Source organism: Bacillus cereus group sp. BceL291 (assembly GCF_051776705.1).
Lineage (GTDB): Bacteria > Bacillota > Bacilli > Bacillales > Bacillaceae_G > Bacillus_A > Bacillus_A cereus.
In genome coordinates this window covers 1-13,769 of the sequence record NZ_JBPWAP010000100.1, presented here as the reverse complement: position 1 = coordinate 13,769, position 13,769 = coordinate 1, and the positions used below count along the sequence as shown (strand labels likewise).

Genomic DNA, 13,769 nt, shown 5'->3' with positions numbered 1-13,769 from the left:
GAACAGTTATCCTGCTCTTAATTGTTTTTGTTGTTTCTACAATCTAGAACAGTCCTCGTTGTCGCTTATGCTTGCGCATTACTTAATCGAGAACGTCTCGCACGCCATTATAATTTCCTCCACTGATTTAGGTAAGCGATACAAGCTATTCCCCACCTCCAAAAGAATGAATCAAGTTCCTCACCGCATATATTAAACTATACCTTTTCTTAAGGAGGGCTACCTTAATGCGTACTCCTTTATCCTTTGATAAAGAAACTGCCATACTGTTGGCTTCTTGTTGTGAGTTAACGTATGAACAATATAAACAAAATGGTATTTTCGAAATACCAGATGGTTTTCAATATGTACAAGGTTTTCAAGGAAAGGCCATTCAAACAACAGAATGGTTCGGATTTATATTAGAATCTGAGGATACAATTATCGTTGCCTTCAGAGGCACTCAAACAGATCCAGATTGGATTATTGATTCTCTCGTCAATCAAAAACCTTATCCTTATGCTTTAAATGGCGGAAATGTCCATAACGGTTTTCTCTCTATTTATGAGTCTTGTCGTGATTCTATTATGGATATGCTCGTATCATTGCCAGCACATAAAAAACTGCTAGCTACTGGGCATAGTCTAGGTGGCGCGCTTGCCACATTACACATATTAGATGCACGTATAAATACTGCCTTCGCACAGTATGGACTTTATACATTCGCTTCTCCAAAAGTAGGAGATATCGCTTTTCGAAATTATTATAAACTACAAGTAGCTAGTAGCTTTCGTTTCGTCAACTTATTCGATGTCGTTCCACTTCTCCCTCCCCGAAACATAAATTTTAATGATCATGATTGGGAGTATGCACACGTCCATCACAACATGACATTTACAAAAAACACAAAATCCATTACAAATAATCATTCCATTACAACATACAAAACATGTCTGACTTCTCATTTTTAACCAGTAAACAATTGGAAATAAAATATTCGTATACTATAATAATCTATGAAGTTATTTTTGGATGAGGGGACCTTACATGTTAAAATTTATCTTCGCATTTTTCCTTATTATAATTTTTACGGTTACAGGTTTCTTTACATTTTCATACTTTGCGACAGGAGAGTATGATGGGGCAGGTATCATATATACCACTGTTCCATTTCTTTCTTAAGCAAAATAAATAAAACGAGCTTAATTTTATTAAGCACGTTTTATTTATTAATATCCATTTCTGTTGGTAAATCGATAATATATCTCCCAATATAGCAACCTCTTTAAAACTGTTTAACTGCATTACCAATACCCCAAATTTCATTACTGTACTGCAAAATCGTTCGATCGCTCGCAAAATGACCAGACTGTGCAATATTTAAAATCGACATTTCTAGCCACTTCGTTCGGTTCTCATAAGCTCTACCGACAGCTTCTTGTCTTTCAGCATATGGACCAAAATCTCGCAGAACAAAATATTCATCATTTTGAATAACGAGAGAATCGTAAATTGCTTCAAATTCGGCTCCCGACTGTGCAAAGAAACCATTCGTTAACTGATCTACTACCTTTTTAATGTGCCCATTGTGGTGATAATAATCACTTGCACGATATCCACCATTTTGATAGTAATGAAGAACCTCTTCTGCTGTTAAACCGAAAATAAAACAGTTATCATCACCGACCCGGTCTTTTATTTCAACGTTAGCACCGTCTAGCGTTCCGAGTGTAATCGCACCATTCATCATAAATTTCATATTACCTGTTCCCGATGCTTCTTTACTCGCCGTTGAAATTTGTTCACTTACATCCGCCGCTGGGAATATATCTTCTGCTAAAGAAACTCGATAGTTTTCTAGAAAGATAACTTTCATATATTGACTGACATACGGGTCATTATTTACTTTTCTTGCGAGTTCATTTATTAATTTAATAATTTTTTTCGCGTAATAATAGCCAGGTGATGCTTTCGCTCCAAAAATAAAAGTACGCGGATAAAATGTAAAACTAGCATCCTCTTTCAAACGGTTATACAAATATAAAATATGAAGAACATTTAATAATTGTCGTTTGTAAGCATGTAATCTTTTCACTTGCACATCAAAAATAGAATTTGGATCAATGGTAATCCCCATTGTATTATGAATACGCTCCGCTAAAATCTCTTTACGCTCTTGTTTTACCTCTGCAAATTTCTCTTGGAAACTCGCATCATATTGAACTAATTGTAGCTCTTGAAGCTTAATCGGTTCTTTCTTCCACTCTGTTCCAATCGCCTCTGAAATGAGATTTGTTAACTGTGGATTTGCTTTCATAAGCCAGCGCCTATGAGCAATTCCATTCGTCTTATTATTAAACTTATCTGGATAAAATTCATAAAACAATCGCATTTCCCGCTGCTTTAATATTTCCGTATGAATTTTCGCTACACCGTTTACGCTATGGCTACCGACAATCGCTAAATGAGCCATTTTCACAAGGTCATGTGCAATAATCGCCATTGCTTCAATACGATCCCACTCATACGGATACTGTTCCCACAGTTCATGACAGAAACGTTCATTAATCTCTTCAATAATCATATAAATTCTCGGTAATAACGGTTTAAAAATGTGAATTGGCCACTTTTCGAGCGCTTCTGATAACGTCGTATGATTCGTATAAGAAATCGTCTGCGTCGTTATGTGCCAAGCTTCTTCCCATGCTAACTTTTCTTCGTCTAGTAAAATACGCATCAGTTCCGGAATTGCTAAAACCGGATGTGTATCGTTAATGTGGATCGCAATTTTTTCATGTAGTTGACGAAGGTCACCATATCTTTCTCTATGCATTCGAACGATATTTTGCAAACTTGCTGATACGAGGAAATACTGTTGTTTTAAACGAAGTATTTTTCCCTCATCATGCGTATCATCTGGATATAAAAACTCCGATACAGCCTCTGTTTCACGCTTATATTTCAAAATATCTTTGCAGTTTTGCGGGAAAGGAACTGGTTCAGCATTCCAAAGTCTAAGTGTATTTACAGTACTCGTCTCATAGCCAACTACCGGCACATCATATGGCACGGCCATAATGACTTCTGCATTTATATGCCTAAACTCTAAACGCCCGTCAATTTCTAGCGGTTCAACATTGCCGAAATAACTTACTTCTACAGCTTGATCATGCCTTCTTACTTCCCATACGTTTTCATGAAGAAGCCACTGTTCTGGAAATTCGACTTGATAACCATCAACAATTTTCTGATCAAACAAACCATGTTTATAACGAATTCCACAGCCGTGTCCTGGCAAGTTTAAAGATGCAAGTGAATCGAGAAAACAGGCTGCTAAGCGTCCAAGCCCACCATTACCAAGGCCTGCATCTGCTTCCACTTCTTCTAACTCTTGTAACGAAATCCCTAGTTCAGATAACCCTTGCTCGCATACATCTCTAATACCTAAATTCAAGATGTTACTTCCAAGCAAACGTCCAAGCAAAAACTCAATAGACAAGTAATACATTTGCTTTTGCTCTCCGGATCGATAACTCTCGTTCGTTGCAATCCATTGACTATTCATATACTCACGTACCATATGGCCGAGTGTATTATATTGATCACGAGTTGTAGAATCTTTAAAACTTTTACCATACATCGTCTCTAACTTTTCTAGAAAAGTTGATTTAAAACTTTCAACATGAGTAAACATTTTTTCACCACCTACATGTTATTCCATGAGACTTTTATACAATTCCTTATAAGCAAGAGCCGATTGCTCCCAGCTATAATCTTCAGTCATCGCTTGTTTTACAAGCTGCTCCCATACCGGTTTATCGTGATAGAATTCAATTGCACGATGAATCGTATGCAGCATGTCATGTGCATTAAAATTCGTGAAACTAAAACCATTTCCTTCTCCAGTTTCTTCATCATAAGAATGTACCGTATCGTTTAATCCACCTGTTTCTCTTACAATTGGAATCGTACCGTATGCTAATGCGATAAGTTGTCCAAGTCCACACGGTTCAAACAGCGATGGCATTAAGAATAAATCACTTCCTGCATACACTTGATGAGCTAATTCTTCATTAAATCCGATATAAACTTTTACCTTCTCCGGATACTCATATGCCATCCATTCAAAGAATTGCTCATATTCCGAATCACCTGATCCTAAAATAATACATTGTACATCTTCTTCCATTATTTCGCGGAATACAGTACGTACTAAATCAAGACCTTTTTGCTTCGTTAATCTCGTTACCATTGAAATAATTGGTGTATCCTCTTTTTCTGGCAAACCAAAATAACGCTGCAAGGCGCGTTTATTTTCACTCTTTTCATATAATGACTCTGCATCATACTGAGCCTTAATATACGAATCCGTTTCTGGATTATATACGCTCGTATCAATACCATTTACAATGCCGCTAAGCTTATCATTATATTTTCGCAGTAATCCATCTAACTTCTCACCGAAAAATTCATATTGAATTTCTTCTTTATATGTCGGGCTCACCGCTGTAATTTGATCCGAAGCGATAATACCGCCCTTCATAAAGTTCACATTCCCATAAAACTCTAACTGCTCACTGTGGAAATATTCATCACCAAGTTCTAACAAGTCGTACATTACTTCAGGAGGAAATACACCTTGGAACTGTAAGTTATGAATTGTATATACCGTTTTAATACGCTCATATAACGGGTTATCTTGATACTTTTCACGAAGTAAGAAATTAACCATAGCCGTATGCCAATCGTGGCTATGAAGAACATCCACTTCAAAATCAAGGTGCGGAATACACTCTAACACCGCTTTTGAGAAATAAGAAAAACGCTCTCCGTCATCATAATGACCATACAGAGAATCTCTCTTAAAATAATATTCATTATCTATTAAGTAATACGTAATTCCGTCTTGCTCACCTTTTAAAATTCCACAATATTGATTTCTCCACCCAAGCGGGACGTTAATTACTTTATGTAACGTACATCCATCTCTTAACTTTTGCGGAATGAGGCTATAATTCGGAAGTATAATACGAACGTCCACTCCTAATTTTTTCAGCTCTTTTGGGAGCGCACCCGCTACATCAGCTAATCCTCCCGATTTCACAAACGGTACACATTCTGATACTGCAAATAAAATATTCACTTGTTGTCCCACTGCGCGAAAAGTTTTTATTACTCCTCTTGCAGCTTCCTCCCTTCGAGTTTTCATTTGAATTAAAACTTTAATCAGTGGAGGAAAAAGCCCCCACTGATTCTTTTAAGAATAACTATTAATCGTACTGTTTTGTACGCTTCCTTTTTCTACAACATACGGCCCATCGGCGTTTCCTTTTAATACGACACCGTCACCAATTTTCACATCTTTATCAATAATAACACCATCTATTATACAGTTATCTCCAATTTGGCTCTTTTGCATAATAATACTGTTACGAATAATTGAACCTTTTCCAATTTTAACTGAACGAGAAACAACACTGTTTTCGACTTCCCCTTCAATAATACTACCGTTTGCAATCATTGTATTTTTCACGACTGCACCCTTTAAATAACGAGTTGGTGGCTCATCTTTTACTTTCGTAAAGATCGGTGCTTCTTTCTTAAATAATTGCTTCCAAATAGCAGGTTGCAAAATTTCTAAGCTATGTTTATAGTAACTTTCAATCGAGTCAATAATTGCTACATATCCAGTATGTTCATATGTAGCAATGTGTAATGATTTCCCGCGCTTTTCTCTCACTACATCAAATAAACTGTATTGTTCCACATCTTTATATGACTCAAATAAGTCTAACAATAATTGTTTCTTTAACACATATGTTTGAAGTGAAACCCCTTCATGGCAAACTTCCGTAATATCAGCTGCCGTATGTATATGTCGCTCTAACACCGCTTGAAAATTTAATGCTGTTACGAGATGGCTATTCGTAATAACAACGTACTCTTCTCTGCTTCTTAGAAAATAATCAATATGTCTTCTAAAGTGTGCAAAAGACCCAAATTCATCTTGGTCACATTGGCAGTTTGGCGGGAATAAAAATAGTCCGTCTCGTTTTCTATCTAAATCCCACTGTTTTCCTGAACCAACATGGTCCATTAACGAACGATTTTTATGGCTTGTAAAAACTGCCACACTATGAATACTAGAATTCACCATATTTGAAAGCATGAAATCAATGAGGCGATAACGGCCCCCAAACGGTAACGCCGCTAGTGAACGATGCCCTGTTACTTTCTTTAAGGAAGGAAAACTTCCCGTTGCATTAATAATTCCTAACATTTTTTCTCCCATTCATTTCATCCCCCTTTTCTATTTCCCTTCAGCAATTAATACTACATCGTCAACATTCTTTTCTGGACGAATGATTGTTCCATCCTCGATAACCATTTCTGATCCAACAATCGCTCTTTCAATCACAACATTTTTACCAATCTTAGCCCCTGGCATAACGACAGAATCAATCACCATACTTCCTTCTTCCACCGTCACTCCTTGGAATAACACAGAATGCTTCACGTCCCCTTCAATGACGCACCCTTCGTTAATAAGCGATTCTTCTACTTTCGCCTTTTCAGCAATATATTGAGGCGGTTCGTTTGGATTGACAGAGTAAATACGCCAATTACGATCGTTTAAATTCAGTGATGTTTCATCGCGAAGCAAATCCATATTCGCTTCCCATAAGCTCTTCACCGTTCCAACATCTTTCCAATATCCTTCAAACGGATACGCCATTAGCTTCTTCCCTTCATCCAATAAAAGCGGAAGTACGTCTTTTCCAAAATCGTTACTAGATTCAGGGTTTCTTGCATCCATCTCTAAATACTCTTTCAAAATTGACCAATTAAAAATATAGATTCCCATTGATGCAAGATTACTTCTTGGAAATTGTGGTTTCTCTTCAAACTCAACAATCTCCATTTCTTCATTTGTATTCATAATGCCAAAGCGACTTGCTTCATCCCAAGGTACTTCAATAACAGAAATGGATACGTCCGATTCTTTCTCAATATGGTAATCTAGCATCTTACTGTAATCCATTTTATAAATATGGTCGCCTGATAAAATGAGAACATACTCCGGTTCATACTGACTTAAATAGTTTAAGTTTTGATAAATGGCACTTGCCGTACCTGTATACCACTTAACCCCTGAAGACTCCGCATAAGGAGGTAAGACTGTGACCCCACCGTTTACTCGGTCTAAATCCCACGCATTTCCGATTCCGATATAATTATGAAGTTCGAGTGGTTGATATTGCGTTAAAATCCCAACCGTTTCAATACCAGAATTCGCACAGTTACTTAGCGTAAAATCAATAATGCGATATTTACCACCAAATGGAACAGCTGGCTTGGCTAAATTCTTTGTTAATGCACTTAAACGACTACCTTTTCCCCCTGCTAGTAACATTGCTACGCACTTTTGTTTTTGAGCCATCTTGTTTTTTGCTCCCCTTTCTCGTCTTCACTGGTCGTAATATGGATACGCCAAATGGTGGAATTGTAATCTCTACATGTGCTGCTTGATTATGGTACGGTTCTAGAATCGTCTTAAGACGTTTCTTATTCACTTGTCCCGAACCGCCATATTGCTGTGCATCACTGTTTAAAATCTCGTTATAATGCTCGAAATCTGGTACACCTACTTTATAGTTTTCATATGTAGCTTTCGTAAAATTACATACGATAACTAACGCATCTTCTTGTTTATCCCCTTGGCGGATAAACGAGAAAATACTTTGCTCGTTATTATTAGCATCAATCCACTGAAAACCTTCAGGCGAATGATCAAGCTGCCAAAGTGGTTTTGAGCGCTTATACAATGCTATGAGCTCTTTAAAGTAATCATGCATATAACGATGCATTTCAAAATCATGTAAATTCCAATCTAAATCTTCAAGGTCTTTCCACTCATCAAACTGCCCGAATTCTCCTCCCATGAAAAGTAATTTCTTTCCTGGGTGAGTAAAGAAATATCCATATAATAAACGAAGCTGAGCAAACTTATCCCAGTAATCACCTGGCATTTTATTTAATAACGACTTTTTCCCATGAACGACTTCATCATGAGAAAGGGGTAATATGAAGTTTTCAGAGTAAGCATATAGTAAAGAGAACGTCATTTTCTCATGAATATATTTTCTGTACTCTGGCGCACACTCCATATATTTCAGCACGTCATTCATCCAGCCCATATTCCATTTGTAATTGAATCCAAGCCCACCTTCATACGTTGGTGCTGTTACAAGTGGCCAAGCTGTTGAATCCTCTGCCGTCATAAGAAAATCTTCATCCTCTGCAAACACTGCTTCATTTAACTCCCGTAAAAATGACACAGCGTACTCATTACTTTGCTCTTGTCCTTCTTTATTCCAGTACAACATGTTCGCAACTGCATCTACTCTGAAACCATCAATATGGAAATATCTCATCCAAAATAACGCATTTGAAATTAAGAAATTACGTACCTCTCTCTTTCCTAAATCAAAATTGACAGTTCCCCATACTAGATTTTCTTGTACATCTTTATCTTTATATTCATAGGTCGGTGTGCCATCAAACAAATATAAACCGTGAGCATCTTTACAAAAATGCCCCGGTACCCAATCTAAAATGACACCGATTCCATATTTATGACATTCGTCGACAAAATACATTAAATCATGCGGTGTACCAAATCTACTCGTCGCTGCATAATATCCCGTTCCTTGATATCCCCAAGAACGATCATATGGATGCTCAACAAGCGGCATAATTTCAATATGTGTAAATTGATGTTCCACCACATACGGAATGAGTTCTTCTGCCATTTCCCTGTAAGAATATAGTGTTCCATCTTCTTTCTTTTTCCAAGAACCAAAATGTAATTCATAAACTGTCATCGCTTCTTTATAAATCGGTTTTTTCTTTTTCTTACGATTCCAGTTTTTATCATTCCATTCATATCCTTTTATATCAAAAACTACAGATGCCGTATTCGGTCTTACTTCTGCATATATAGCATACGGATCTGCCTTTAAAATGACGTCACCAGCCAACGTTTCAATCGCATATTTATATATTTCTCCTTCTTCAATATGCGGTATAAATAAGGACCAAATACCTTCTTCTGTCACTTGTAGCATCTTATGTTGCTCATAATCCCACTCATTAAAATCTCCAACAACACTCATTGCTTTCGCATGAGGAGCCCACACTGTAAATCGTACCCCTTGAATCTCATCTTCCGTCACAACATGTGCGCCAAAGATGTTATAACTTTCATAGTACTTTTCTGTATGAAACTCATCTCGTTTCACTTCTTCACAATTTATTACACTCAATATGCTCACCTCACTTAGATGACAGAATTTTTTATACTTTAACTATTTCTGCGAAAAACTGCAATATCCTTGTTAATTTATAAAAAACATTCGTTTTTTTCTTAAAAATGTTAGTTTTTCTTCACATTTCCGTGTAAAATATCGAATTTTGACGAATATTCATTGAAAACGCTTTATTATTCTTCTATATTTTTACCAATTATTTTTTCTCAACCTTTATTTTATTATGTTTATCCTATTTTTCATGCTATTTTCCACTCAAAATCAAAACAAAATAATCTGTCATAAAAAAATGTTTCTCAATATTTTTTGTCACAATGTTATTGAAATGCGAAATTTAATCCTGCTTTTGAAAAGCTACTTTCCGAAAAAGGAGTAACTGCAAAAGTAAATGAACCGAAATTAGAGGCAGGTTCTGTTACAGTTGGCGGCGCTATCGATGACAAAAACTTTGCTGGATTAGATGGTGATTTCCCGTTCATTGATGTAACTTTCAAAGTAGAAAATGATGAATTTTATGAAGCAAACGCTCAATTAGAGTCACCAATTTTTGTTTACTGGAAACAAGGTGAATCAGAACCAAATAGAATGCGTGTACTTCAAGATCAAACATTCTCAGTTATGTCCTTAAACTCACTAGTAGAAGGACATATTAAACCTGGTGCGTTCTTAAATGAACGCGAATATTTAGATGAAAAGTTCGATTATACAAAGCTTGGCCTAAAAGTATATGCGACTGATTCTTACCGTCATAAGTTTGAAGGCTCACTAGATAAATACGGATACTTCAAACTAAATGGACTTCCAGTTAATAAACACGACTATAACTTATATGTAGAGGTGCCAGGACATTTAACAAGCCGCCTAACAATGAAACTTGGTACTGAAAAAGACGGTAAGCTGCTTGGCCAATATTATTATGCAAGACCTGATGAAAACCTTACCGGCGATGTAAATGCTGATAAAGTAATCGATATTAAAGATGCTGAAATTATCGCTAGCAACTATGGTAAAAAAGGACTAACTGTAAAAGACGGAGACCTTAATAAAGATGGTATTGTCGACGAAAAAGATATTCGCTTCGTTGAAAGGAACTTCTTGAAAAAAGGTCCAGATGCATCTAAATCACAAACACCTGTAGAAAAATCCAAAAGCGGTACACTGGCAGATATTTTAAAGAAATTAGGATTAACACCTAAAAAATAATAAAATGAAACTTTAATCAGTGGTTTTTTACTGCCCGGCAAATAGCGGAATAATAAAGAGCACTCTACGTAAAATAGAGTGCTCTTTTCTATAAACGACCCTTATCCAGCAAAAGGGGTATATTGGGGATATACAAGGGAAACCGGAAAAGGAATTTATATTAAATTATATAAGTTCAGAGGTAAGAAGCAGTTTCCCACCTCTGAATTATTTAGCAATTATTATAGTACTGGTCCCATTGTTTCTTTTAATACTTTTACAGAATGAGCGAACTTCACTTTTTCCTCTTCATTTAGCTCAAGTTCTACGATTTCACGTACACCTTCGCGGTTAATTACAGCTGGAACACCTACGTAAGCATCTTTCTCGCCGTATTGACCTTCAAGGTATGCAGATACAGTTAATACGCTGTTCTCGTTGTTTAAGATTGCTTTAGTTACACGAAGTAGTGACATACCGATTCCGTAGTAAGTTGCACCTTTACGCTCGATGATATGGTAAGCTGCATCACGTACGTTTTCGAAGATTTTGTCTAAGTCTTCTTGTTTGTACTGTTCGTTGTTAGCTAAGATTGTTTCTAATTTTTGTACACCGATAGTAGCGTGGCTCCATACTGGAAGTTCAGTGTCACCGTGTTCACCAACGATGTAAGCATGAACGTTACGTGGATCTACATCTAAGTAGTCACCTAACATGTAACGGAAACGAGCAGAGTCTAAAGTAGTACCAGAACCGATTACGCGCTCTTTCGGTAAACCAGATTCTTTCCAAGTTACGTAAGTTAAAATATCAACTGGATTAGTTGCGATTAAGAAGATTCCATCGAATCCGCTATCCATAATGCCGCGAACGATTTGTTTAAAGATCTTTGTATTTTTCTCAACTAAGTCTAAACGAGTTTCACCTGGCTTTTGTGGTAACCCAGCAGTGATAACAACTAAATCTGCATCTTTACAATCTGCATAGCTACCGCTCCAAACTTTTGTTGGTGATGGAGAGAATGGTACCGCATGGCTTAAGTCCATTGCTTCCCCTTCTGCTTTTGCTTCATTAACATCTACTAATACGAATTCTTCAGCTACACCTTGGTTAATCATTGAGTAAGCGTAACTACAACCTACAGCTCCTGTTCCTACTAATACTACACGATTGATACCTTTTTTCATGGTAATTTCCCCTCTCTATTGTTCACATATATTTTTTTATGATTGTTTAAGTAATTAATTAAAATACTAATTTAATGTTGTTTAACTTCTTTACATTCATATTGTAGCACGTATTATTGTGAATTACTTCACAAATTATGACCTATTTGTGAACTTTTTCACATAGAGTGTAAAGTTATTGGAATAGGTGTGGAATCCATTTCAATGGAGGCGTTTTCTTTAGATTGTGAAAGGGTTTTTCTTGTGGTTTTCATCGGTAAGTGAAATTATATCGGCGATTTTTAGAATATATCGACCGTAACTCCAAATATATCAGCGATTATTAAAATTTATCGATCGTAACTCAAATTATATCAGCGATTTTTGCAATATATCGATTTACTGACAAAACTCGACAATACTGACAACATAAAAAAGCTGTCTTCAGTAGATCACACCTGTTGAGAGAAAGCAGCTTCTTCTATATATTATTTATTTTCATCGGTTTCTCCAAGTGTAGGAGGCTACAGCCATACAGCTGGGGTAAAAGTTCAACTTGAGGTATCATTTTAGATAGATAGTTCCTTCATATTCATACAGGCCCAAATAAACAACATGATTGTATTTACCGCTCTATATACCCAACTGCAACAGCCCATACTTCATATTTCTTCTATTGCATAAAAAAGCAGACTATCCAAAGTTCACTTTTATACAACAAAAAAGAGATAGCAGATTATGCTATCTCTTTTAGTATGACCCGTACGGGATTCGAACCCGTGTTACCGCCGTGAAAGGGCGGTGTCTTAACCACTTGACCAACGGGCCAGTTCTGGCAGAGAAGAAGGGATTCGAACCCTCGCACCGCGTTCGCGATCTACTCCCTTAGCAGGGGAGCCCCTTGAGCCACTTGGGTACTTCTCTATAAATATGGCTCCGCAGGTAGGACTCGAACCTACGACCGATCGGTTAACAGCCGATAGCTCTACCACTGAGCTACTGCGGAACAATTATGGTGGGCCTAAATGGACTCGAACCATCGACCTCACGCTTATCAGGCGTGCGCTCTAACCAGCTGAGCTATAGGCCCATAATTGAAAAGCGGGTGAAGAGAATCGAACTCTCGACCAGAGCTTGGAAGGCTCTTGTTTTACCACTAAACTACACCCGCATTAAATTGTAAATGGTGAGCCATGAAGGACTCGAACCTTCGACCCTCTGATTAAAAGTCAGATGCTCTACCAACTGAGCTAATGGCTCATTTTGAAAGTGGTGCCGACTAGAGGACTTGAACCCCCAACCTACTGATTACAAGTCAGTTGCTCTACCAATTGAGCTAAGTCGGCTCGTGATTTCAAAATGGTGGCTCGGGACGGAATCGAACCGCCGACACGAGGATTTTCAGTCCTCTGCTCTACCGACTGAGCTACCGAGCCTTTATGTAAAAAATGGCGGTCCCGACCGGGGTCGAACCGGCGATCTCCTGCGTGACAGGCAGGCATGTTAACCACTACACCACGGGACCATTTGGTTGCGGGGACAGGATTTGAACCTGCGACCTTCGGGTTATGAGCCCGACGAGCTACCGTGCTGCTCCACCCCGCGATGATAAAATATTCACTTTAGAAAAAATGGAGGAGGTAGAGGGATTCGAACCCCCGCGCGACTCTCGCCGCCTGTCGGTTTTCAAGACCGATCCCTTCAGCCGAACTTGGGTATACCTCCGAGATATATACGTCTAATGGTGGACCTTGTAGGACTCGAACCTACGACCGGACGGTTATGAGCCGTCTGCTCTAACCAGCTGAGCTAAAGGTCCTTTATGGTAGCGGCGGAGGGGATCGAACCCCCGACCTCACGGGTATGAACCGTACGCTCTAGCCAGCTGAGCTACACCGCCATAAATGATATTAATATAAGTGGAGCCTAGCGGGATCGAACCGCTGACCTCCTGCGTGCAAGGCAGGCGCTCTCCCAGCTGAGCTAAGGCCCCATGTTTTTAGGAATATCGGGAAGACAGGATTTGAACCTGCGACCCCCTGGTCCCAAACCAGGTGCTCTACCAAGCTGAGCCACTTCCCGTTAATAAAAGCGCGCCCGAGAGGAGTCGAAC

Annotated in this window: 8 protein-coding genes, 15 tRNA genes and 2 pseudogenes; 4 read left to right on the top strand and 21 right to left on the bottom strand. The window is 38.1% G+C overall.

Annotated features, from left to right (window positions below):
• Window positions 1-227: 227 nt before the first annotated feature.
• Together ACS2CR_RS30680 and ACS2CR_RS30675 are read left to right on the top strand one after the other, a co-directional pair.
• Entirely contained in the window at window positions 228-950 is a 723-nt protein-coding gene (locus ACS2CR_RS30680) for a lipase family protein (protein ID WP_001260134.1), read from the top strand.
• A 76-nt stretch (window positions 951-1,026) separates the two neighbouring features.
• Window positions 1,027-1,161 (top strand): hypothetical protein, encoded by a 135-nt coding sequence (locus ACS2CR_RS30675; protein WP_000911064.1) that lies wholly within the window; start codon window positions 1,027-1,029, stop codon window positions 1,159-1,161.
• Window positions 1,162-1,264: 103 nt separating this feature from the next.
• On the opposite strand, the gene glgP is transcribed toward ACS2CR_RS30675, so the two are convergent.
• The 5 genes from glgP to glgB all read right to left on the bottom strand — a co-directional run bounded on the left by glgP (window position 1,265) and on the right by glgB (window position 9,305).
• A complete protein-coding gene (glgP, locus tag ACS2CR_RS30670) occupies window positions 1,265-3,673 on the bottom strand; it encodes a glycogen phosphorylase (protein WP_053514574.1) in 2,409 nt (802 codons plus the stop codon).
• 18 nt (window positions 3,674-3,691) lie between these two features.
• Window positions 3,692-5,122: a glycogen synthase GlgA gene (gene glgA, locus ACS2CR_RS30665; protein ID WP_023901191.1), complete on the bottom strand. Its 1,431-nt coding sequence runs from the start codon at window positions 5,120-5,122 to the stop codon at window positions 3,692-3,694.
• Window positions 5,123-5,236: 114 nt separating this feature from the next.
• Window positions 5,237-6,271: a glucose-1-phosphate adenylyltransferase subunit GlgD gene (glgD, locus tag ACS2CR_RS30660; protein WP_000504164.1), complete on the bottom strand. Its 1,035-nt coding sequence runs from the start codon at window positions 6,269-6,271 to the stop codon at window positions 5,237-5,239.
• Between the two features lie 18 nt (window positions 6,272-6,289).
• Window positions 6,290-7,420: a glucose-1-phosphate adenylyltransferase gene (gene glgC / locus ACS2CR_RS30655; protein WP_000057604.1), complete on the bottom strand. Its 1,131-nt coding sequence runs from the start codon at window positions 7,418-7,420 to the stop codon at window positions 6,290-6,292.
• On the bottom strand, window positions 7,368-9,305 hold the full coding sequence (gene glgB / locus ACS2CR_RS30650; RefSeq protein ID WP_053514573.1) for a 1,4-alpha-glucan branching protein GlgB: 1,938 nt from the start codon (window positions 9,303-9,305) through the stop codon (window positions 7,368-7,370). Before glgB ends, glgC begins: the two co-directional genes overlap by 53 nt.
• Before the next feature lie 327 nt (window positions 9,306-9,632).
• Here glgB and ACS2CR_RS30645 point away from each other — a divergent pair.
• Window positions 9,633-10,511 (top strand): annotated as a pseudogene (locus ACS2CR_RS30645) (S8 family serine peptidase); the annotation flags it as partial.
• Window positions 10,512-10,732: 221 nt separating this feature from the next.
• On the opposite strand, the gene ACS2CR_RS30640 reads toward ACS2CR_RS30645, so the two are convergent.
• Window positions 10,733-11,677: an L-lactate dehydrogenase gene (locus ACS2CR_RS30640; protein WP_053514572.1), complete on the bottom strand. Its 945-nt coding sequence runs from the start codon at window positions 11,675-11,677 to the stop codon at window positions 10,733-10,735.
• Window positions 11,678-12,151: 474 nt separating this feature from the next.
• Here ACS2CR_RS30640 and ACS2CR_RS30635 point away from each other — a divergent pair.
• Window positions 12,152-12,315: pseudogene (locus tag ACS2CR_RS30635) on the top strand (IS4 family transposase); the annotation flags it as partial.
• Window positions 12,316-12,412: 97 nt separating this feature from the next.
• Here ACS2CR_RS30635 and ACS2CR_RS30630 read toward each other — a convergent pair.
• The 15 genes from ACS2CR_RS30630 to ACS2CR_RS30560 all read right to left on the bottom strand — a co-directional run bounded on the left by ACS2CR_RS30630 (window position 12,413) and on the right by ACS2CR_RS30560 (window position 13,738).
• Window positions 12,413-12,484 (bottom strand) — tRNA-Glu (locus ACS2CR_RS30630).
• A gap of 5 nt (window positions 12,485-12,489) precedes the next feature.
• A tRNA-Ser gene (locus tag ACS2CR_RS30625) sits at window positions 12,490-12,580 on the bottom strand.
• Window positions 12,581-12,587: 7 nt separating this feature from the next.
• A tRNA-Asn gene (locus tag ACS2CR_RS30620) sits at window positions 12,588-12,662 on the bottom strand.
• Between the two features lie 7 nt (window positions 12,663-12,669).
• Window positions 12,670-12,746, bottom strand: a tRNA-Ile gene (locus ACS2CR_RS30615).
• Window positions 12,747-12,756: 10 nt separating this feature from the next.
• Window positions 12,757-12,827 (bottom strand) — tRNA-Gly (locus ACS2CR_RS30610).
• A 13-nt stretch (window positions 12,828-12,840) separates the two neighbouring features.
• Window positions 12,841-12,916, bottom strand: a tRNA-Lys gene (locus tag ACS2CR_RS30605).
• A 10-nt stretch (window positions 12,917-12,926) separates the two neighbouring features.
• Window positions 12,927-13,002 (bottom strand) — tRNA-Thr (locus ACS2CR_RS30600).
• Between the two features lie 14 nt (window positions 13,003-13,016).
• Window positions 13,017-13,092: transfer RNA gene (locus ACS2CR_RS30595), tRNA-Phe, on the bottom strand.
• 13 nt (window positions 13,093-13,105) lie between these two features.
• Window positions 13,106-13,181, bottom strand: a tRNA-Asp gene (locus ACS2CR_RS30590).
• A 3-nt stretch (window positions 13,182-13,184) separates the two neighbouring features.
• Window positions 13,185-13,261: transfer RNA gene (locus ACS2CR_RS30585), tRNA-Met, on the bottom strand.
• A 27-nt stretch (window positions 13,262-13,288) separates the two neighbouring features.
• Window positions 13,289-13,381: transfer RNA gene (locus tag ACS2CR_RS30580), tRNA-Ser, on the bottom strand.
• Window positions 13,382-13,398: 17 nt separating this feature from the next.
• Window positions 13,399-13,475 (bottom strand) — tRNA-Ile (locus tag ACS2CR_RS30575).
• A gap of 4 nt (window positions 13,476-13,479) precedes the next feature.
• Window positions 13,480-13,556: transfer RNA gene (locus ACS2CR_RS30570), tRNA-Met, on the bottom strand.
• Between the two features lie 20 nt (window positions 13,557-13,576).
• Window positions 13,577-13,649: transfer RNA gene (locus ACS2CR_RS30565), tRNA-Ala, on the bottom strand.
• A 15-nt stretch (window positions 13,650-13,664) separates the two neighbouring features.
• A tRNA-Pro gene (locus ACS2CR_RS30560) sits at window positions 13,665-13,738 on the bottom strand.
• Window positions 13,739-13,769 lie beyond the last annotated feature (31 nt).